Raw genomic sequence first — 20,842 nt, 5'->3', positions numbered from 1 at the left:
TTTTAACAGTTTGACTTTGATTATCTTTGACCTTTCTGATTTTATTATACTTTGACCTTTTTTGACGTTCAAGTCTTTTTTTAAAATTTTTTGTTTGATTCGTGAAATGTTTTTGAAAAAAATGTGAACAATGGCATATGAGAGTACGCAAATATGATATAGTGAACAAGGAAAAAGGAAGCAAGGGGAGAAGAGAAAATGAAGAGAAAATTTCTGTTTTTAGCTTTTATGACGATGGTCGCTTTTGTTTTGCTTGCTGCTTGCAACCAAGAAAAACAAGAAGAGAATCAGCCGGCGGTTCTAAATGTAAAAATTAAAACCGATGATCATATTGAATTAAATAAGGAAACGGAAATTGCTTGCCTTGTTACATATGGAAATGAAAAGGTTACCGACGCTGATGAAGTAAAGTTTGAAATTTGGAAACAAGGTAACAACCAACATGAGATGTTAAAGGCAAAACACGAAGGAAATGGAAAATATGTCGTCAAAAAAACATTTACAGAACCGGGGACATATTCGGTTATTGCTCATGTAACGGCACGCAATATGCATAACATGCCGAAAACAGATATCGCTGTTGGACAAGCATCGAACATGCCAGCTGAACAAAACCACGATCATGATGGAGAAGAACACCATGATCATCATTCAGACGTCACCATCATGCTTCATGAACAACAATATCATGTGAATGAAGCGACGGAATTAACGGCGCACATTACGCATGACGGCCAGCCGCTGACTAACGCTACTGTTCGCTTTGAAGTATGGAAGGAAAATAGCGAAAAACACGAATTTATTGATGCTCATGAACAAGCCAAAGGCGAGTATAAAGCAACGACGACGTTCAAAGACAAAGGAGTTTATTTTGTTAAAGTGCATGTAGAAACCAATGAATTGCATGATCATCAAGTGGAACAAATCACTGTTCAATAAGAAAAGGGATGCCCGCAATTAGGGCATCCTTTTTCTTATTCCTTTCGTCTTTCTTTGTCTGTTTTTACATATATATGGAACATACATAGGACAAGAAGGACGAGGTGACGAGGTTGGTAGGAAAATGGTCAGGGGCTTGGCAAATTGCGGCTGTATATGTTGGAACAGTTGTTGGCGCCGGGTTCGCGACGGGAAAAGAGATTGTAGAATTCTTTACACAATACGGTGAATTTGGAACGGTCGGCATTGTAGTTAGTGGCGGACTGTTTACGTGGATGGGAACACGAATGATGATGATGGCCCGGCGGATCGGAGCAGTTTCTTATAAAGAATTGAACGATTATGTATTCGGAAGAGCAATGAGTCCGCTTATGACCATATTAATGACATTGATGGTGATTGGAGTGACATCGGTCATGGTGGCAGGGGCAGGAGCAGTGTTTGAAGAACAGCTTGGTCTGCCCAAACAAGTGGGGATGTTTGTTACGTTATTATTAGCGTTTATTGTAATGCTTTACGATATAAAGGGGCTATTTAGTGTCAATGTTTTCATTGTTCCGATGATGGTATTATTTAGTTTTGTAGTTCTAGGAAAAATGTTGCTCAGTGAAAAGTGGTGCGGGACCGGTACGGTCATGCCGGATTATTCATTAAAAGCGTTTCTTTCTCCGTTTTCTTATGCGGCTTTTAATTTAGCAATGGCGCAAACCGTTCTTGTTCCGTTGTCACAAGAGGCAGCCGATGAACAAACGGTGAAACGAGGAGCGACGCTCGGCGGCATCTTATTAACGATGATTTTATTAAGCAGCCATTTCGTTTTATTATCATTCCCTCATTTGCTGCGCTACGATATTCCGATGGCGGAAGTGATTCATACGTTTTTCTCGTTGCTGTATTGGCTGTATATTGTCGTTATTTATGGTGAGATTTTCACGTCGATTATCGGCGGAATTTTTGGCTTGCAGCGGCAATTTCGCTCGATGTTCCGCGTTTCTAATGTTCTTTTTCTTTTTGTACTGTTTCTCATTTTCTATGTGATTAGTTCATTTCAATACAGTTTCTTATTATCGTTGTTATATCCGCTCTTTGGATATATGAGTTTTCTGATGATGATTTTATTGGTCTTCCGCAAACTTCCTAAATAATGAGAGGGGCATTTGTCATCATTTCATATGACAAATGCCGGTATCCATTTACGTTTTATAAAAGCGGTTGACAATTTGTTCGAGTTGCTGAACAGAAGCGGAAAGCAACTCGGCTTCTTTGGCAAGCTCATGAATCCCGTGAATTTGTTGCTCTAATCCTGCCGTGGTCTCATGGACCATGTTCGTAAAGTCATTAGCGATCGTATTCACCTCTTCGATGAACTGCTGTAAGGAATGTCCATTGTTTTTAATCGTGTCGACGTCATTGCGATTGCGCAGTAAAAGTTCTCTCATTTCTGAAAACATATGGTGAAATGATTTCATTGTTTTGCTCGTTTTCCATAAAGATTGCATCGTTTCATTGACGTTGTGCCCATTTTGCTGCACTGCTTGTACCGCATTATTCAGCACATTTGTCATCGTTTGCAGCGACGATAAAATTTGTGCAGCAAAAGCATTCGTGTCTTCAGCTAATTTTCTCACTTCAGCAGCAACAATCGCAAATCCTTTTCCTGATTCGCCTGCTCTGGAAGCTTCAATCGAAGCGTTTAACGCCAGCAAATTCGTTTGTTTAGCGATCGCGGTAATGGCGGAAATCATTTCGCCAACGCGATGGGCTTCTTCAGCGACAGAATGAATCAAAGCAGTCGTCTTGTTCATATCTTGTTGCATAATGTCCATTTGCTGTTTCGTCGCTTCGATGAGACGATTTCCCTCGTTCACAGATGTCATCGCTTCTTGTGCCTGTACAACGACACTTTCAAAGCCAGTTTGCATTTCGAGTACACCTTGCACCATGTCCGTCACTAACAAGTTTGCCTGTTCCACGGATGACGTTTGCTGTTTGGCACCTTCGCGAAATGTTTCCATAGCAGCGGCGATTTCATCGAAAGATTCAGAAATTCGTTTTGTTTCCAACTGCTGTTGTCGGCTCACTTGTTGAACTGTTTTTGTCGCTTTTGCTAACTCTGCTACAATTGTACGGATTCCTAAGATCATTTTGTTTAATTCATAAGCAATTTGATGAAATTCGTTACGTTTACGAGCGGTCTGCACCTCCGCATGCAGGTTTCCAGAAGAAACCGAGCGGGTGACTCTATACCAATGCCGCAGTTCGTTGGCGATCGTTTGGTAAAAAAGCGCACTGATGACGAGACTGAATAAAATAGTAAGGATACATACCAATAAAGGAGACAAAGAAAAAAAACATGTAATAAGAAAACTAACGACGGCTGGTACAGTGGAAAGAACAAGAAAACGAAGCTGTAAATACGGTTGGTGAATCAATCTTCCCATTCGTAAATTAAAGCGCTTTCCATCTTTGTCAGTGAATAGCGGACAACTGGCGTCAACGAGCATTTCTCCCGTATCCCGCATATATGCCTGCAAAAGTGGTTTCGTTGTTTTTGCCGCATTTTGCCCGACCTCATCGGAAAACACTCTTCCTTCTCGCAATCGGTTCGTATGAATGATAGCATAACCTGTTTCGTCTACAATGAGGAAATATTCATCTTGTTGTAGCTGTTCATCAAGAAACGCCCGAAGTTGTTCCATTTGGGCATCGATCGGCTTGGTTCCATCCATGCGTCGTTTAAGATGTTCCGCCACTTCGACGACTTTTTGCCGCGCTTGTTGAGCTTGTCTTTTTTTTAGTAATAATTGTTCCATCGCCTTCCCTCCTATTTTTTCTATTTCTGCTTCTTTCAATATATACTGAATATTTTGATATATCAACGTAAAAAATGGGCATGGTGCATAAAATGAGACAATGATTGGAAAACTACCCGTTAAATGAGCGAACGAGGGGATAGGCATGTCCATTTTTTCCTTTTTCAAAAAAAACAAATCAAAAGAAAAGACAAAAACATTGCCACAGCTATTGAACGAATTGAAACAATCAAGCGACTTTGCGAACATTCAGTTTGAAACAAGGGGGAACCATATTTCGATTTATTATTTTGACTCATTAATCGACCCGAAGTTGCTGCAGCAAAATGTTCTTTGCCATCTACAAAACGATGTGCCGGGACGTTCTTCCCTTTCCCTTGATGATTTGCCACAAATTCTTCCTGTTCAACGCATTGAAGTAACAGATAATGTCGAAACGATCGAGACGAAATTGTTAAAAGGCTTTGCGATGCTTCAGTTGAACGAAAACAAGCGCCGTTGTGTTCTCATTAATTTAGCGAGTGAAAATTTAGGATTACGGCCAAACAATGATTCCGAAAACGAATTTAGCGTTGTTGGTCCGAAAGTCGGCTTTGTGGAGAATATCGGGACCAATCTTCATTTAATAAGAAGGCAGCTCGTTACTCCGAACTTAATTTTTCGTGAAATGACTATCGGTTCCATGTCAAAAACAAAAGTGGTGGTCGCTTATATTGACGGGATTACAAACGAGCAAACGGTTCAAACGGTTGTTCAACGATTAAATGATATCGAATTCGATATTGTTTTTGACAACTCATTACTGGATCAAATGATTTCAGATAACTCATCTTCTCCATTTCCGCTGTTTGTCTCAACGGAGCGGATTGACCGGGTTGTTTATGCATTGGTTGAAGGACAAGTTGCCATTTTTGCTGATGGTTCTCCGTATGTCATTACCGGTCCATCGACATTGTTTCATTTTTTTACATCGCCGGAAGATTACTATTTACCTTGGATTCTCGGTTCTTTCTTTAGACTTATTCGCATTTTTGGAGTCATGTTTTCGACTCTCGCCTCTCCCATTTATGTAGCAGTGCTAACATACCATTATGAAATGATTCCGAAAGATTTGCTTGGTCCTATTATCTTTTCCCGTTCGAATGTTCCGTTTCCGCCGATTTTAGAAGTGTTATTTTTAGAAATTACAATTGAACTGCTCCGGGAAGCCGGGGCACGTCTTCCAACAAAAGTAGCGCAAACTCTCGGGATTGTTGGCGGTATTGTCATTGGTCAAGCCTCAGTTGAGGCAGCGTTAACAAGTAATGTATTGCTGATTATTGTTGCGTTAGCGGCTCTTGCTTCATTTACGACACCAATTTTTAAAATGTCAAATACGATTCGCTTTATTCGCTTTCCGATTATTTTCTTTGCCACATTTTGGGGCGGTGTTGGGATTGTATTTGCTATTTGTCTGCTTCTGATCCATTTAGGAAGGTTACAATCGTTCGGCAGCCCTTACTTAGTGCCGTTTTATCCATTGCGCCGGAAGGATTTTGTAGATAGTCTTGTTCGTTCATCGTATAGCGGGACAGTGAGGCGTCCGAGTTACTTACGTCCCCGTACATTTTGGCGCTATGATCCGAAAAAAGCCAAGCAGAAAAAAGACATTGATGAGTAAGGGGAGACAAATTGATGAAACGAATCGCTTTCATTCTTTTGATTATGCTCGCTCTTACAGGGTGTAAAAATTATCGCGTTGTTGACGAAGTGCAAATTATCCAAGCGATGGGCTATGACGTTAAAAACGGGAACTATATCGGAACAGCGATCTATCCAACATTTAAGCAAGGGCCGATGACAAAGCCTAATATTTTAACGACGTCATCCTCTACGACATATGATTTAATTCCGCGACTTTCGTCTAAGTCGGCTTTGCCAATTGAGGAAGGGCAGCTGCGTCTTGTGCTGTTCGGCGAAGAATTTGCGAAAGGAGGGATTACGGAAGTTGTTCATAGCTTAGCGCGCAATAATAAAATAGGGAGCCGTTTGCAGTTAGCAGTGGCGAAAGGGGATGCGGAAGAACTGTTGCGGATTACAGCAAAGAAAACATTGAGCGATACTCTCTATCTGTCTAACCTTGTCGAACAAAACATTCGTGCAATGAACTTACCAAAGATGAACTTACATCTTTTTTTGTATAACTATTTTGGCAAGGGACGAGACCCTTTCTTACCGTACTTTGAGAAAAAGGGAGATTTCGTAAAACTAGAAGGGATTGCTTTATTCAAAGATGGACGATTTGTAGGGAAGGTAAATTTACGCGATTCGTTTCTAGTCAAAGTGCTGTTAAACGAAACGAAAAACGGAATGTATCAATTACGGGTAGCGGATTATCGTAAAAAAGAAGAAAGCCGTGTTTTGTTGCAAAATTTATTTGCCCGATCTCGTTACGAATGGAAGAAAAGAGGGGAACGGCCTGTTTTAACGATTTCTATTCATATTCAAGCAGCGGTGAAAGATTATCCATCGTGGTTGGATATGCCACAAAAAAATACATTGAAAATGGTTCGAGAAAAAATGGAAAAAGATATCGAAACGAGTGTAAAGAATTTAATGGAGTATTTCAAAGAAAAGGAAGTCGACCCGCTCGGAATTGGTGATTTTGTTCGCAGCCAGACGAGAAACTGGAACGAAGAAGAGTTTTACAGAGAATATAAGGAGATTGATATTCGTCCGCATGTGAAAGTTGATATTATTCAAACGGGAATTGGAGAGTAGATGCTTAAAAAGCGGACGAAGCGAGGAGGAGATTTTTCATGAACGAGCAAGGGAATGAGCGATTTTTGATTTCACCGTTTCTCGTTTTTTTTATCATCCACTGTTCTCAGGTAGGGGTTGGTGTCCTTAGCTTTCAACGAGCAGTAATGAAAGAAGCAGGCCATGACTCATGGATGAGTGTCATTGTTGCTAGTTGTGTTGTCCATGTGCTTATATGGATAGTGTATAAAATTTTTCAGTCCGCTCCAAATGCGGAGGACATTGTTTCCCTTCATGCCCAATACCTTGGAAAATGGTTGGGGAATCTTCTTAGCGTTTTGTTATTGATATACTTTTTTTTGCTCGCACTTACTGTATTGCGCACGTATATTGAAATCATTCAAGTATGGATGTTTTCGCTTATAGGAGCATGGCAATTTAGTCTTATTTTTTTATTGCTCACGTATTATACAGTATTGGGTGGCTTTCGGGTTGTCGTCGGTTTATGTTTTTGGGGAGTCGTTATTCCACTTTGGGTCATTTTACCAATGCTGTTTTTTCCACTTGAATATGCACATTATCGCAATTTATTACCAATCTTTGATCATTCATTGATCGATATTTTCCGTGGGGCGAAAGCGATGACGGTTCAATATCTTGGGTTTGAAATGCTACTTATGTATTATTCATTTCTCAAACATCCTGAACAGTCCCATAAGTGGGCACAATGGGGGAACGCATTTACCACTCTCATTTATTTAATCGTCATTTTTATTTCGCTTGTGTTTTATAATGAAGAACAAGTACAGCATATTATATGGCCGACGTTAACATTGGCAAAAATTCCAGAAGTTCCATTTATCGAACGGATGGAGTATATTGTCCTTTCTATTTATGTCCTTGTGATTTTTCCGATTATTTGTTTAGCGGTCTGGTCTGTTTCGCGTGGCGCGAAGCGAATATTTTCTATTAAACAGCGCAAATCTGTACCTATTATTTTAAGCTTATTATTTGTCGTTTCTCTGTTCATCGTTCAGCGAGAGAATATTGAGAAATTAAACATGTTGACATCGAAAATAGGCTTTTATGTCGTCATCGTGTATATTCCTGTTTTGTATATTTATATATCGATTGCGAAACGGTTCAAAAAAACTGTTCAACAGTAAGAAGAATGTGGTATAGTATTGAAGGAAAAACTGAAAGAAGAAATCCGCACATGATCATTGTGCGGGAGAGGTTCTAGAACAACCCTCTATAAAAAACTAGGGAAAGCTATATCCTTAGGGGGTATAGCGTTTTTGTTTTAGAATGCTCGTTCTTCTTTAGTCAATGAGAAAGGAGAGCGAATGGCGATGAAGAATGAGAAAGCCGTTGTTGTGTTCAGCGGTGGTCAAGATAGTACGACATGTTTATTTTGGGCATTAAAACATTTTTCTGAAGTGGAAGCGGTGACGTTTAACTATAATCAGCGCCATAAGCTCGAAATCGAAGTCGCGTCTTCGATTGCGAAAGAGCTTGGCGTACGTCATACAGTTCTTGATATGTCGCTATTAAATCAATTAGCACCGAACGCGTTAACGCGAACCGATATAGCGATTGAGCAGAAAGAAGGACAGTTACCGTCGACGTTTGTCGATGGACGAAATTTGTTGTTTTTATCGTTTGCGGCTGTGCTCGCGAAACAAAAAGGGGCGCGTCATCTTGTTACAGGCGTGTGTGAAACGGATTTTAGTGGATACCCAGATTGCCGTGACATTTTTATTAAGTCATTAAATGTAACATTAAATTTAGCGATGGACTATCAATTTGTCATTCATACGCCGTTAATGTGGCTCAATAAGGCGGAAACATGGAAGCTCGCTGATGAGCTAGGCGCGTTTGAATTTGTGAGAACGAAAACATTAACGTGCTATAACGGCATTATTGCCGATGGCTGCGGCGAATGTCCAGCATGTATATTGCGCAAACGCGGCTTAGAACAATATTTGTCCGAAAAGGAAGGGGCGGATGTGTAATGATTCATCAAATTTACCCACAAGTATCTCACGATTTTCAATATGAACTTAATAAGGATATGCAAATTGCTGCTGCGCACTTTATTCCGCATGAGGCGGCAGGAAAATGTGCGCAAATGCATGGTCATACGTATTTTGTAAATATTACTGTGGCTGGAAATGAATTGGATGATTCGGGTTTCTTAGTGAATTTCCAACAATTAAAGAAAATTGTGCATGGAAAATTCGACCATACGTTAATGAATGATCATAAAGATATGTTTAATAATGAAAATGCGAACGATTTTCCAACTACTGAAGTGGTGGCGAGAAAAATTGCTGAAATCGTTCAAGCCCATCTTGATACATTACCAAATCGACCAACGTGTGTACAAGTATTTGTGCGTGAGTCACCAACTAGTTATGTTGTGTATCGCCCGAAAGCGGGGAAACAATAATGGCAAGCAAAATCCCTGTTCTTGAAATTTTCGGTCCGACGATTCAGGGAGAAGGGATGGTCATTGGGCAAAAAACGATGTTTGTTCGCACGGCGGGCTGCGATTATTCATGCCGCTGGTGTGACTCTGCCTTTACATGGGACGGCTCAGCGAAAGACGAAATCAAACAAATGACAGCAGAAGAAATTTGGGAGCGTCTCCTTGAACTTGGCGGCGACCGTTTTAGTCACGTGACTATTTCCGGCGGCAATCCTGCATTAATTAAAGCGCTGGATGAGTTGATTTTGTTATTAAAGGACAACGGCATTCGCGTCGCGTTAGAAACGCAAGGAAGCCGTTGGCAAGATTGGTTTTATCATATCGACGATTTAACGATTTCGCCCAAACCTCCAAGCTCAGGGATGACGACCAATTTTGCTGTTCTTGATGAAATCATAGAAAAGTTAATGAAGAGCGGCTGCATTGACCATGTCAGTTTAAAGGTCGTCGTCTTTGATGATGGAGATTTTGAATATGCAAAAATGGTACATCAGCGTTATCCGTATATCTCATTTTATTTACAAGTTGGCAATGATGAAGTGACGGAATGTGACAACGCGACATTACGAACAAAGCTGCTTGACAAACTAGAGTGGTTGATTGAAAAAACGGTGGAAACGAAAGAAATGAATGACGCGCGCGTGTTGCCGCAATTGCATGCGTTAGTTTGGGGCAATAAGCGCGGCGTTTAAATAATTATAGTAACAGAAAGGAGAAGAAATATGGCAGGAAGAAAAGACGAAGAACTACAAGGAATTACGTTACTAGGCAATCAAGGAACAAAATATTTATTTGAGTACAGTCCAGAAGTTTTAGAAGTATTTGATAACAAACATCCTGATCGGGATTATTTCGTGAAGTTCAATTGTCCGGAGTTTACAAGCTTGTGTCAATAAGGGCACACTTCAGTGGTGACACTGTCGATTAAACCTCGTGAATTCAGGGAAAGGGAGCTATGGGACTACAAGGTATGTAATAACCCAATGTTTCTTCCAATAGTTTCCCCAACCCTGAGCCAAGCCTCAAATTTCCGTTTGAGGAAGGTGCAGAGACTATCGAAATCACTCCAACATGAAGCGAGTAAGAGTAGTGTTGGAGGAAGAGAGTAGAGTACATCGTTATGATGGAAGCGCGAGGGTTCTTATTCAATATCGCAGTTGAATAAGAATATGATATAGTCCACCTGTTTTTCCAAACAGATGCCAAAAACCGGACAACCGGACTTCGCGACGATTTATATTAGCTATATTCCTGATAAAAAATGCGTCGAAAGCAAATCGTTAAAACTGTATTTATTCAGTTTTCGAAATCACGGCGATTTCCACGAAGATTGCGTTAATATCATTATGAACGATTTAATTAAAGTTATGGAGCCTCGTTACATCGAAGTATGGGGGAAATTTACACCGCGCGGCGGCATTTCGATCGACCCTTACTGCAACTGGGGGCGTCCAGGAACGAAATACGAAAAAATGGCGGAATACCGTTTAATGAATCATGATTTATATCCAGAAAAAGTTGATAATCGTTAAGCGACGTCTCCCCACTTGTTGGGGAGATTTGTTTGATATGGTCGAAGAGTTTTTTTACAAAACTTATATAATTGTTTTTTTATTTGGGGGGGTTGGTCTTGGAAGGAAGGACGGCTCTGTTAATTGGAGCAAGTGGGCTCGTCGGAAGCGAGCTGCTGACATTGCTGCTTGAATCCGACATATACAGATATGTCACCATTTTCGTGCGCCGGGAATTGCCGATAAAGCACCGAAAGCTTCAGCAAGTCGTGGTCGATTTTAATGAGTTAGAATCGTACGAACACTATTTTCACGTTGATGATGTATTTAGTTGTCTTGGCACGACGATGAAGAAAGCCAAAACGAAGCAGCAATTTATTAAAGTGGATTATGAATATACAATGCGTGCTGCGGCACTAGCAGAAAAATGTGACGTCAAAAGCTTTTTAATGGTTTCTTCGCTTGGGGCTAACCCGCGCTCTCCGTTTTTTTATAACCGTGTAAAAGGAGAAACAGAAGAAGCATTAAAACGGTTGACTATTAAGTCATTACACATCTTTCGTCCTTCGTTGCTTCTTGGGAAACGCCAAGAGTTTCGTCTGGCGGAAAAACTAGCAGAATGGCTTCTTTCTCTCCTTCCATTTTCGTTTATTGGAAAATGGCGGAAATATAAGCCGGTTGAAGCGAAAAAGGTCGCTTTAGCGATGTTTTACGCTGCTACGTCTTGTCAAAAAGGGATTTATATATATGAATCCGATCACATTTCTCATATTTCGTAAAAAGGAGGCTGTCCCATCTGAAGGAACAGCCTCCTTTTTATTTCTATTATTTAATAATTTTATAATTTTTATGGTTGACGACGGTTCGTTCCTGTAAATCCAACTCCTTATAGTTTTCCATGTACGTTAAATCAACGATGACAGAGTTTTCATTCACTTTTTCGACAATGCCGCGTAATCCGTTTTTAAACTCAATAATATTACCGACTTCTGCTTTTTTCATTTACATTCTCCTTTTTATCGTATTTGTTATAGTTTGCCTTATTTTCTTGTTTAAGTAAAGACCTTTTGTTCCTAATTTTTTTGAAAAAATAAAAGGGCGAATGAAAGCGCCCTTTCGTTCATTACATATGCATTTATTTAGCGAATACATGATTGCCGATGACAACAGTTACTGGCTTAGAGCGCAGCCAATTGCTTTTCGCCGTTTTTGGATTGTAGAAAAACAATGAACCATTTCCTAAACCGCGAAAAGCAAGTGCTTCTTCAACGGCACGATATGATTCACGATCTGCCGGTTCATTAATGGCACCATTTTGAACCGGAGTAAAGGCATAGTGGCCGCCAGAGCGCTCATAAATAACTTCGCGAATTGTATCTGGAAAATCAGGGTGATCAACCCGATTTAATACTACTGTTGCGACAGCTACTTTCCCCGCAAACGGTTCTCCTTTTGCTTCAGCATGCACGAGCCGAGCTAATAAATCTTTCTCGCTTGGAGAAATAGTGGAGGGGATGACTAGTTTTTCACCAGGGAATATAAAACTATCCCGTTTTTTGTTTTGTTTCTTCAATTCTATTACAGACACTCCATAATGTTTGGAGATGGTCCAAAGCGATTCCCCGCGTTTGACTTCATGGATTGTCGATGCGCTGGCCTCTTTTGCAAAGAAAAATGCTGCAAAACAAGCTGAGGTAAGGGCAAGTTTTTTGAGCTTTTTCATAAAATTCCCTCCTTGTTCGTCGTTCGTTACTAGACTAACAAGGATTTTTGATCCTATCATTAGCTAAATGTTGGAAATCTTTGTTTTCCGTTGATATAACTAGTTTTATAGGCTTTCTGGAAATTTTTTCGGAAGTGCTCAGTCAATATGAAATAACCGATTCCATTGTGGAATCGGTTAAGCGAGTTATTAGCTTCGAGGTTGCTTTGTATAGTGATAAAGAATATCGCCGCCGCGTTGGGCAATGCCGCGGAAATGTTTGAAGTCGCTGCGTTTGACAAGGGCAGCCCGGAACACAAGGAAGTCTTCTTTTTTTACCAATAGTTCAGAAATTTTTCCGTCGCGGAGTTCATCGAGTAGTTTTGTTGCTGTTGTCTCGTCCATATTGCTCACCTCAACGATGAACATTTATTCGTTTATATTGTAGCGCACTCGGAATGGTTTGACTATTGCTTTTGTTAGGATAAACACCCATTTTTTATACGGGCAAACACCCTTTGCTTGTTTCATCATACAATATGGTGGGTATGTGTCATAGACCATGCTTGATTAATAATAAAGAAGGGGAGAGGAATATGAATCATTGGGATCCATATATGTATAACGATTATTCCTATGATGGGGAATATGATGTAGATGAAACGTTTGATGATGAGTTGATACGGAATGAAAACAATGCACCGGCTATGCCTAATGTACCGGCTATGCCTAATGTACCGGCTATGCCTAATGTACCGGCTATGCCTAATGTACCGGCTATGCCTGTAGCTCCTGTTTCTTATTCATTACCACAGACATGTGGCTGCCCACCATCGATATGGTGTGGTGTGCCATGGACTACTGGTGTTGCTGATGTCGATAGTCCGGATATGGCATTATCGATGCCAAGCACGCCATTTTCTGCAGGAGGCACGATGATACCGATGACGGGAGCACCTACTTTCACAACAACACCAGCTCCATATGGCTATACACCTTATTACGGTACACCTGTCTCACCATACGGCTCTTTTTCTCCATCACCATATACTCCGTACCGATAAAAGGTGATAAAAGATCGCAATCATTGTTGCGATCTTTTCTCTTTTTAAATGAGGAAAAAATGTTGACGTTTGATATAGGAAAAGATGGAAACAGAAAGGTGCTTTTCTATCGTTCCAATAATTGCAGGAATGGAAAGTTAGAAATTTATAGTAATATCCAGACTTATTCCTGCTTGGTCAATACCACGTGCTTGTGTTGTCATCGATCAAGATGGTTGGAAAAACCGTTATTTTGTTGGTAAGATGGATTACGAAACCGATACGTTTACGTCGCTTCATCATAGTCCTTTAGACTAGGGACTTCATTTTTACGTACCACAAAACGTTTCAAGATGAAAATGGATGTCTTCTTTTATAGTTGGAATGGATATGTGGAAAACGAAAATGCCGTCACAAGCGAACGGCTAGTCAGGAGCGATGACGCTTCCAAGTGACTTACGATTTTTCAAGACGAAATGTTTCTTGTGAAGCTGATAGCTGAGCTGAAGCAACTTCGTGAACAGTACATGTACCTAGTGAACGAAACGTTGACGGAAACCAGCCCTAATCTTCTTGCGAACGTGAAAGGAATGAGTTCAGAAAATCTCGCTCAATTCGCCGTAGGTAGAGAAGCAGAAAATGTTTCGGCTAAAGTACGAGCATCAGAAGAAAATGATGAAGAGACCGTGATTTTGTTTGGAGGTCGAAAGAAACGCTTTCTATTGATTTGACAAATTTTGGATAAGAGTTAACAGGAATTTGCCAAGTGGCGGCGAAAATAAAGAAATGACGTGGTAACTCTACATATGTTGATCGATCATTCTTCGCTAGAGATTTTTGACATCGATGGAGAAAGCGTGTTTACGGATTGCCATTATCCATGTCTATCCAGTCAAGATGTTGAATTTTTTGTGCAGGCGGAAAAGATGCGCATTACACCGTTAGATGCATGGCGATTGAAAGCGATTCGGTAAGTTTTTATTACGAAAAAGGGTGGTGACAATATGAGTGTTGCGCGAAAAGTTGTCGTCGTCACTGGCGGAGCTAATGGGATTGGCAAAACGATTGCGACGATGTTTGCTGAAAAAGGGGCGAATGTCGTCATTGCTGATATTGCCGAAGAGAAAGGGGAGCAGCTTGCTGCATCGATTCGCGAAAAAGGTTTGGAAGCTCGGTTTATCAAGGCGGATGTTCGTCAAGTACATGATATTGAACGGCTAATGAAAATGACCTTTGAAACGTATGGGTTTTTGCATTATCTCATTAACAATGCAGGGGTTTCACGCTGGAAATCACCGTATGAGCTGACCGTTGAAGAGTGGGATGATGTGTTAAATACGAATTTGCGCAGCGTATTTTTCTGTTCGCGCGAAGCAGCGCGATATATACGAAAAAATGAAACAGGCGGAGCGATTGTGAATATCGCTTCGACGAGGGCATTGATGTCTGAGCCGCATTCAGAAGCGTATGCCGCCTCTAAAGGAGGAATTTTATCGTTAACGCATGCACTAGCAGTATCATTTGCTGATGATCGCATTCGTGTCAATGCGATTAGCCCCGGTTGGATTGAGACGGGAGATTATGATCAGTTAAGAGCGATTGATCATGAGCAGCATCCGGCGCGCCGTGTTGGTAAACCGGACGATATCGCGCGTGCTTGCCTGTATTTATGCGATGATAACAACGATTTTATTACAGGAACCAATCTTGTTATCGACGGCGGAATGACACGAAAAATGATTTATATAGAATAAAAGAAAGGGCTACCCAACATGAAAAGGGCAGCCTTCTATGTTTTACTGAGAAGGAGGACGATTAATGGCTTCAATCAAAGCATCAACGAGACTAATATCATTTGTTATGATAAATGCTGGAAGTAACGCAAGGACGACAAGCACAGTCATGTAAGAGAGAAGTGCGTTTTTAAAGAAATTCGTAATTTTCATTTCTCTCACGTCCTTTTTGCTTTTTTCTATTGTCACATTTTTGTCACAAAACGTCAATATGATATTTTGAAAATTCTCTATACTATGTGGAGAAACGACTTTAATTTGAATATTTAGTAAGAATTTGATAGAATAGTATAAAAAAATAATGCCGTTTTTTTGTTATATAAGAAGAGGTGGCAGCATGAAAATCCGGAAAGCAAACATTGTTGATGAACGGACAACAACGAATGTATATATTTATGAAAACAAAAAAGAAGAATATATTGTTATTGCCATTCCTGACCTCGAATGGTCGTTTCTTATATGCTACGAAGAGGAAACAGATACGTTGAAGGAGAGACTATTTTCGTCGTTAACTAAAGTGTTGACAAAAGAACATGTTGAACCATTGGTCAATAAACTCTTGTATTGGGTTCGCGAAATGTAAATCATGTTGTTGTACCGCGGTAGAGAAGATAGGGGGCGGTGGGGCTCTTGGAGCTTCGCCGCTTTTATAATAGGATGATTTTTGTATGTTAGGAGTTCGATGATGAGGTGTTGACAAAACGAAAAGCGGTGTTTTTTTACTTACTATTTAGTATATGCTGGGTTTTGTTCACAGATATAGTGATTCATTTTCTGCACGTTGGCCGCTATATGCTGCTTATGATCGGTATAGGAAAAGCCGGTATATTTATTATTCTCTCAGGAATTTTCCTCTATCAAATGTTAAACAAAAGCGAACAACTGCGGAAAACAACGGAAGATGAACAGCAGCTATCAACATTAATTAATTCAATGCCGGATTTCGTTTGTTTTAAGGATAGTAAGGGATGTTGGCTTCGCGTCAACGATTTTGGGAGAAAACTTTATCATCTGGAACATGTTGATTATCGAGGAAAAACGGATCGAGAACTCGGCGAAATTGTTCCGTTTTTTAAGGAAACATTTGAACATTGTATTCAGTCTGATGAAGAGGCTTGGAAAAGTGGGACACTAACTCGGAGCGAAGAGTCATTTCCGACGCCAAATGGCGAAACGAAGACGTTTGATGTGATTAAAGTACCACTTTTTTATGAAAATGGCGAGCGAAAAGGGCTGCTCATAATTGGACGCGATATTACACAACAAAAGTTAGCGGAAACGTTATTGCTGAAAAAAGAAAAGTTATCGGTGTTAGGGGAACTTGCGGCAGGAATTGCTCATGAGATACGCAATCCACTTACTTCTATTAAAGGGTTTATGCAAATGATGAAGGAAACAAAAGAAATAAAAGATCTGTATATTGATATTATGTTAAACGAATTGGAGCGAATTAATCAAATTGTCAGCGAGTTATTAGTGTTAGCGAAACCACAAAGTAATGATTACCGGCCGCTTTTGTTGAACGATGTCATTCACTATGTCGTGAATTTAATTAGCCATGAAGCGACTTTAAATAATGTAGATATCTCTGTCGAAAATGCAGCACCTCATGCGTGTATTTACGGAGATAAAAATCAGCTTATTCAAGTGTTTATCAATATTATAAAAAACTCAATTGAGGCAATGCCAAAAGGCGGAACGATTCGCTTATATGTACGGGAAGAGGGAGAAAACATCAAAATAACGATTTCTGATACAGGAATTGGAATCGGAAAAGAGCGTTTAGAAAAAATTGGTGAACCTTTTTTTACATTAAAGGAAAAAGGGATGGGGCTTGGATTAACAACAAGCACGAAAATTATGCAGGAGCATAAAGGAACATTAGAAATCGACAGTGAAGTCGGAAATGGGACAAATGTTCATTTATCGCTGCCGAAATATAAACAGTAACTGCTGCACAATAGAGAGATGGCTTGTTCAGCCGCACTGGGCAGTTTTCCCTTAAAACTTTATACTTTCTCTAAAAAAGGGATGCCTTTTAGGCTATCCCTTTTTTACGTTTATTTTTCGATCCATGTCGTAATCGTTTCAAGCGGAAGCCGTGTGGAACGATGTGCAGGCGCAATGCTTTTTCCAACCGTAATTAACATAACAGGAACATAGCGTTTGGAAATATTGAATTCGCTCATAAATTGTTCTGCGTTAAAGCCGCCGATTGCGCATGTTGCCCATCCTTTTGCAGTAGCAGCAAGCATGAGTTGCATTGCAGCAAGAGAAGCGTTGCTAAACGCAGCATCGCGTGCATACTGCTTGTTTTCATATGCGGATTTAATTTGTCCAGCGAGTATTTCCTTAACTTCTTTTGTCATATGCCCTTCGTTTACTAATGGATCGTAGACAGCATCTGTATTTTCATTTGCTTCTAAATCCCCTAATACAGCAATAACAGCAGAAGAATCAACGATTTGCTGCTGGTTATAAGCGATAGGAAGTAAGCGCTGTTGGGCTTCCTTTCCACGGATGACAACAAAATGCCAATGTTGTAAGTTCCACGCGGATGGAGCTTTGCATGCCGTTTTGATGATATCGCTTAACTCCTCTTTACTAATCGTTACAGTCGGATCATATTTGCGTATGGATTGGCGTTCGTCTACGACTGTAAAAAAGTCTTTTGCAGTTTCCATTGAAGTTGCCATATTTCTTCCCCCATTTCCTTTTATCAGTTTAGAAAAGTAACTAACTAATATTTTGTAATTATAGCAAGCGATATCATCATAAAGTTATCCTTCCTATTTGTCAACTATTTTAACGATGTGTTTTACAGGAATGGATACCTTCTTTTTCTGATGACAGTATTTGTTGATATTGGTACGGCGAACAATCAGAGGATTTTAACAGAATTTATGCAAACAAAACATATTAAAAATATTGTTTTTTTGCCGAAAAAATAAGTAAGGGGATTAACAACTAGTATTTTGTTGCATAAAGGAATGAATAAAAATGAGACAAAGTGAATTAATAAAAGAGCTGGTCTTCGATGAACAGTTGTTGTTCACGATTATGAACCAGCTGTTTGATGTTGTTTTTTTAATGAAAGTAGAAGAGGGGCCGCGGTTTCGTTATGTTCGTGTAAGCTCCGATGCTCTTCATTTAGCTAGCCTTGTTGAGGAAGATATGGGAAAGTGCATTGAAGAGATTTATCCAAGAGAGATCGCCGCTCATTTAAATAGACAATATCGAAAAGCCGTTGAGACGAAGGCGATTGTGACCTATCGGGATCAAATGAATGTCAAAGACTCACTCCGAATTGCCGAGTCGACCATTGTACCGATTGTAAAAGAAGATGGAACGATTCCTTACCTGATTTGTTTTACGAGGGATATTACGGAAAAAATCGAACAGGAAGAGCAATTGGAAGAAATTCATCAGTTATTTCATTCCTTTCTCGCTCACTCCCATGATGCGCTAATTGTCTTTGATTTAGCGGGACGAATTTTGCTTGTGAATCGAGAAGTAGAACGGCTGTTAGGTTGGCATGAAGAGGAAATGCTTTCGAAAGACATATTGACGTTTTTGCCGGAGTACCGTACAAGATTGCAACGAAGTTTAATGAAGCTTGGTCGGGGAGAGAGTTTGACATCGATTCGATTATCACTGATGCGTAAAGACGGCACGAGAGCATACGTATCAGCGAATATTACGCCAGTTTTCAATAAAGACGGAAAAATCGTAGCAGGCCTGTCGATGCTTAGGGATTTAACTGACTTAATTCAAGTGCAGGAACAGTTAAGACACAGTGAAGAATTATATCGAAAAGTCATTGAATTTTTGCCAGACCCAGTTATTATTCAAATAGACGGAGCGATTCGTTATATGAATCCGTCTGGCTTGGAAATGATGAAAGCCGCTTGTCTGCATCACGTACAAGGGAGGAAGTTGAGCGATTTTCTTGAAAAAGGAGACAAAGAGTCGGAAGAATGGATACTTACATCATTGAATGGAGAGAAAAAAGAAGTACAGGTAAAAGAAACGTCCATTCATTATTATGGTCAAAATGCTCAATTTCTTATTATGCGTGATCTTTCCGAACAAAAAAATAAAGAGAAAGAAATCGAATTTATGGCACAGTATGATTCGCTTACAGGGCTTGCCAATCGCAATTATTTGAAAGAAAAGTTGAATGAGTTTATGCTTCATCATACAGGGGTTGTGGTTTTATTAATCGATATTAACCGCTTTAAATTTATTAATGATTTTCTTGGACACTCCAACGGAGATGAGCTTTTAAAAGAAGTAGCACAGCGGCTAAAAAAGATGGAATCGCAACACGTGTTTTTAGCGAGAATTGGCGATGATGAATTTGCAGTTGTATCCGTGTATGAGCAGCAAAAGGAAGTCGATACGCTGCTTCGTGAGCTCGATCGTTTGTTGCATGAACCTTATTTTATTGCCGGGGAAAAGCTAAATATTACAGTGAATATTGGGGTTAGTCATGCATGCGATGCGAACCTCTCGGTGGAGACGTTGCTCAGCAATGCGGATAAAGCGGTTTACTACGCAAAAATGAATGGAGTCAGTCACGTTGTTGAATATCAATCAAAGCTTCATGATATCTTTGCTAAAAAAATCCGACTGGAAAATGATTTACAAGTGGCATTAGAGAACCATGAGTTCTCTCTTTATTACCAACCAAAGGTGAATATACGATTAGGAACCGTTAATGTAGAAGCTTTGATAAGGTGGAAACATCCGCAATTAGGGATGATTAGTCCGGCAGAGTTTATTCCGATTGCGGAGGAAACGAATGTAATTGACAAAATCGGAACATGGGTATTGCAACAGGCGTGTCACGATTTAAGAGGATTACAAAAAATGGGCTTCACCTCACTGAAAATGGCGGTGAATTTATCGGCAAGGCAATTTATGGATGAACATTTGGAAACGATGGTTAGTGACATTTTTGCGGAAGCGAACGTATCCCCTTCATCGTTTGTCTTCGAAATTACTGAAACAACGGTGATGAAAGAGCCGTACGAAGTTATTCGGATTTTACAAAAACTAAAACAGAAAGGGATTACGATTGCCATTGATGATTTTGGCGTTAGTTATTCGTCGCTTAATTATTTAAATCGCTTTCCGATTGATGCTGTCAAAATTGATCGTTCCTTTATTCGGGATTTAGACGAAAATCATAAAGGAGCGGAGATTGTGGAAGCGATCATTTCGCTGGCACATCGATTGAATTTAGAGGTCACAGCTGAAGGAGTAGAGACAGAAGAACAAGTTCGTTTTTTACTGGAAAAAGGATGCGATGAGATGCAAGGCTATTACTTTAGCCAGCCTGTTCCGCTTGAACAGCTGCCGAGCGTGCTTAACGATTTACAATCATTGATAGCAAAATGGAAATAACCCTTTTTACTCCGAATGGTTCTATTTATCCAACCTGTCGCGTATGAGTATAAAAAAAGAATACGGGACGGGGGAATGAGGAAATGAACAGTTATGCAGGTGATATGGACGAGATTCAAAAGCGAACAGAAGAGTTGCTTACACTGTTGGTAAAGGATGGAGTCGCTTACGAGGAGCAGTATTTAAAACAGGCAGTGGAGCAGCTGGCAAGGGTCGTTTACGATTTAACAGTTGTTGTATTAAACGAACATATCGACCGTGAGACAACGCTTCAAGCAACAAAAACAAAAATGAAAATTACTTGTAATCTATTAGAAAACGGCTAAACCTATCATAAGTGGTTTAGCCGTTTATTTTTCGGGCTAGGAAAATATAATTTTTCAAATACTGTCTAGCTTCAGC

24 protein-coding genes, 1 pseudogene and 1 riboswitch are annotated in these 20,842 nt (G+C 40.0%); of the genes and pseudogenes, 19 read left to right on the top strand and 6 right to left on the bottom strand.

All coding sequences use genetic code 11. The annotated features are described in order from the left end of the window. The first annotated feature begins 198 nt into the window (after positions 1-198). Both HNR31_RS04985 and HNR31_RS04980 read left to right on the top strand, forming a co-directional pair. Positions 199-939, top strand: coding sequence for a FixH family protein (locus HNR31_RS04985; protein WP_181555159.1), 741 nt, complete (start codon positions 199-201; stop codon positions 937-939). A 104-nt stretch (positions 940-1,043) separates the two neighbouring features. Beyond that, complete coding sequence (locus HNR31_RS04980; protein ID WP_181555158.1) at positions 1,044-2,084, top strand: YkvI family membrane protein; 1,041 nt, start codon at positions 1,044-1,046, stop codon at positions 2,082-2,084. Positions 2,085-2,132: 48 nt separating this feature from the next. On the opposite strand, the gene HNR31_RS04975 is transcribed toward HNR31_RS04980, so the two are convergent. Then, on the bottom strand, positions 2,133-3,752 hold the full coding sequence (locus HNR31_RS04975) for a methyl-accepting chemotaxis protein (protein WP_181555157.1): 1,620 nt from the start codon (positions 3,750-3,752) through the stop codon (positions 2,133-2,135). 145 nt (positions 3,753-3,897) lie between these two features. On the opposite strand from HNR31_RS04975, the gene HNR31_RS04970 reads away from it, so the two are divergent. The 9 genes and pseudogenes from HNR31_RS04970 (at position 3,898) to HNR31_RS04930 (ending at position 11,272) form a co-directional block, all read left to right on the top strand. Next, on the top strand, positions 3,898-5,412 hold the full coding sequence (locus tag HNR31_RS04970) for a spore germination protein (RefSeq protein WP_181555156.1): 1,515 nt from the start codon (positions 3,898-3,900) through the stop codon (positions 5,410-5,412). A gap of 14 nt (positions 5,413-5,426) precedes the next feature. Beyond that, positions 5,427-6,512 (top strand): Ger(x)C family spore germination protein, encoded by a 1,086-nt coding sequence (locus tag HNR31_RS04965; RefSeq protein WP_181555155.1) that lies wholly within the window; start codon positions 5,427-5,429, stop codon positions 6,510-6,512. A 38-nt stretch (positions 6,513-6,550) separates the two neighbouring features. Then, positions 6,551-7,657 (top strand): GerAB/ArcD/ProY family transporter, encoded by a 1,107-nt coding sequence (locus HNR31_RS04960; protein WP_181555154.1) that lies wholly within the window; start codon positions 6,551-6,553, stop codon positions 7,655-7,657. A 61-nt stretch (positions 7,658-7,718) separates the two neighbouring features. Next, positions 7,719-7,763, top strand: a riboswitch (PreQ1 riboswitch). An 80-nt stretch (positions 7,764-7,843) separates the two neighbouring features. Next, complete coding sequence (gene queC / locus HNR31_RS04955; protein WP_181555153.1) at positions 7,844-8,506, top strand: 7-cyano-7-deazaguanine synthase QueC; 663 nt, start codon at positions 7,844-7,846, stop codon at positions 8,504-8,506. Then, a complete protein-coding gene (gene queD, locus HNR31_RS04950; RefSeq protein WP_181555152.1) occupies positions 8,506-8,943 on the top strand; it encodes a 6-carboxytetrahydropterin synthase QueD in 438 nt (145 codons plus the stop codon). Before queC ends, queD begins: the two co-directional genes overlap by 1 nt. Then, positions 8,943-9,674, top strand: coding sequence for a 7-carboxy-7-deazaguanine synthase QueE (gene queE, locus HNR31_RS04945; protein WP_181555151.1), 732 nt, complete (start codon positions 8,943-8,945; stop codon positions 9,672-9,674). Before queD ends, queE begins: the two co-directional genes overlap by 1 nt. 30 nt (positions 9,675-9,704) lie before the next feature. Then, complete coding sequence (locus tag HNR31_RS04940; RefSeq protein WP_373367390.1) at positions 9,705-9,878, top strand: tunnelling fold family protein; 174 nt, start codon at positions 9,705-9,707, stop codon at positions 9,876-9,878. A gap of 291 nt (positions 9,879-10,169) precedes the next feature. Next, positions 10,170-10,514 (top strand): annotated as a pseudogene (gene queF, locus HNR31_RS04935) (preQ(1) synthase); the annotation flags it as partial. Positions 10,515-10,612: 98 nt separating this feature from the next. Continuing rightward, entirely contained in the window at positions 10,613-11,272 is a 660-nt protein-coding gene (locus HNR31_RS04930) for an oxidoreductase (RefSeq protein WP_181555150.1), read from the top strand. Between the two features lie 46 nt (positions 11,273-11,318). On the opposite strand, the gene HNR31_RS04925 is transcribed toward HNR31_RS04930, so the two are convergent. The 3 genes from HNR31_RS04925 to HNR31_RS04915 form a co-directional block, all read right to left on the bottom strand. After that, on the bottom strand, positions 11,319-11,495 hold the full coding sequence (locus tag HNR31_RS04925; protein WP_181555149.1) for a YkvS family protein: 177 nt from the start codon (positions 11,493-11,495) through the stop codon (positions 11,319-11,321). A gap of 133 nt (positions 11,496-11,628) precedes the next feature. Beyond that, positions 11,629-12,216: a cell wall hydrolase gene (locus HNR31_RS04920; protein WP_181555148.1), complete on the bottom strand. Its 588-nt coding sequence runs from the start codon at positions 12,214-12,216 to the stop codon at positions 11,629-11,631. A 189-nt stretch (positions 12,217-12,405) separates the two neighbouring features. Next, positions 12,406-12,600, bottom strand: coding sequence for a hypothetical protein (locus HNR31_RS04915; protein ID WP_181555147.1), 195 nt, complete (start codon positions 12,598-12,600; stop codon positions 12,406-12,408). Positions 12,601-12,791: 191 nt separating this feature from the next. On the opposite strand from HNR31_RS04915, the gene HNR31_RS04910 reads away from it, so the two are divergent. From HNR31_RS04910 to HNR31_RS04895, 4 genes are all read left to right on the top strand, one after another. Then, positions 12,792-13,259, top strand: coding sequence for a hypothetical protein (locus HNR31_RS04910; protein WP_181555146.1), 468 nt, complete (start codon positions 12,792-12,794; stop codon positions 13,257-13,259). 464 nt (positions 13,260-13,723) lie between these two features. After that, positions 13,724-13,969, top strand: coding sequence for a hypothetical protein (locus HNR31_RS04905; protein ID WP_181555145.1), 246 nt, complete (start codon positions 13,724-13,726; stop codon positions 13,967-13,969). 60 nt (positions 13,970-14,029) lie between these two features. Further along, a complete protein-coding gene (locus HNR31_RS04900; RefSeq protein ID WP_309505612.1) occupies positions 14,030-14,212 on the top strand; it encodes a GH32 C-terminal domain-containing protein in 183 nt (60 codons plus the stop codon). 30 nt (positions 14,213-14,242) lie between these two features. Further along, the gene (locus tag HNR31_RS04895) at positions 14,243-14,992 is read left to right on the top strand and encodes an SDR family NAD(P)-dependent oxidoreductase (RefSeq protein WP_181555143.1); all 750 of its coding nucleotides are present in this window, start codon (positions 14,243-14,245) and stop codon (positions 14,990-14,992) included. Positions 14,993-15,034: 42 nt separating this feature from the next. Here the strand turns inward: HNR31_RS04895 and HNR31_RS04890 are convergent, their stop codons facing one another. After that, entirely contained in the window at positions 15,035-15,184 is a 150-nt protein-coding gene (locus HNR31_RS04890) for a hypothetical protein (protein WP_181555142.1), read from the bottom strand. Positions 15,185-15,368: 184 nt separating this feature from the next. Between HNR31_RS04890 and HNR31_RS04885 the strand changes: the two genes are divergently transcribed. Next, positions 15,369-15,614, top strand: coding sequence for a YueH family protein (locus tag HNR31_RS04885; RefSeq protein ID WP_181555141.1), 246 nt, complete (start codon positions 15,369-15,371; stop codon positions 15,612-15,614). A 107-nt stretch (positions 15,615-15,721) separates the two neighbouring features. Continuing rightward, positions 15,722-16,981, top strand: a complete 1,260-nt coding sequence (locus HNR31_RS04880) for an ATP-binding protein (RefSeq protein WP_181555140.1) — start codon at positions 15,722-15,724, stop codon at positions 16,979-16,981. Between the two features lie 110 nt (positions 16,982-17,091). Here the strand turns inward: HNR31_RS04880 and HNR31_RS04875 are convergent, their stop codons facing one another. Further along, a complete protein-coding gene (locus HNR31_RS04875) occupies positions 17,092-17,727 on the bottom strand; it encodes a nitroreductase family protein (protein WP_181555139.1) in 636 nt (211 codons plus the stop codon). A 304-nt stretch (positions 17,728-18,031) separates the two neighbouring features. Here HNR31_RS04875 and HNR31_RS04870 point away from each other — a divergent pair, with 304 nt between their 5' ends. After that, positions 18,032-20,440, top strand: a complete 2,409-nt coding sequence (locus HNR31_RS04870) for an EAL domain-containing protein (protein ID WP_181555138.1) — start codon at positions 18,032-18,034, stop codon at positions 20,438-20,440. Positions 20,441-20,523: 83 nt separating this feature from the next. Then, positions 20,524-20,766 carry a hypothetical protein gene (locus tag HNR31_RS04865; RefSeq protein ID WP_181555137.1) on the top strand — a complete coding sequence of 81 codons (243 nt, stop codon included), beginning with the start codon at positions 20,524-20,526 and terminating at the stop codon, positions 20,764-20,766. Positions 20,767-20,842: the final 76 nt, after the last annotated feature.

This window comes from Thermaerobacillus caldiproteolyticus (assembly GCF_013761245.1).
Taxonomy (GTDB): Bacteria; Bacillota; Bacilli; order Bacillales; family Anoxybacillaceae; genus Thermaerobacillus; species Thermaerobacillus caldiproteolyticus.
This window is presented reverse-complemented; position numbering and strand designations above follow the sequence as displayed.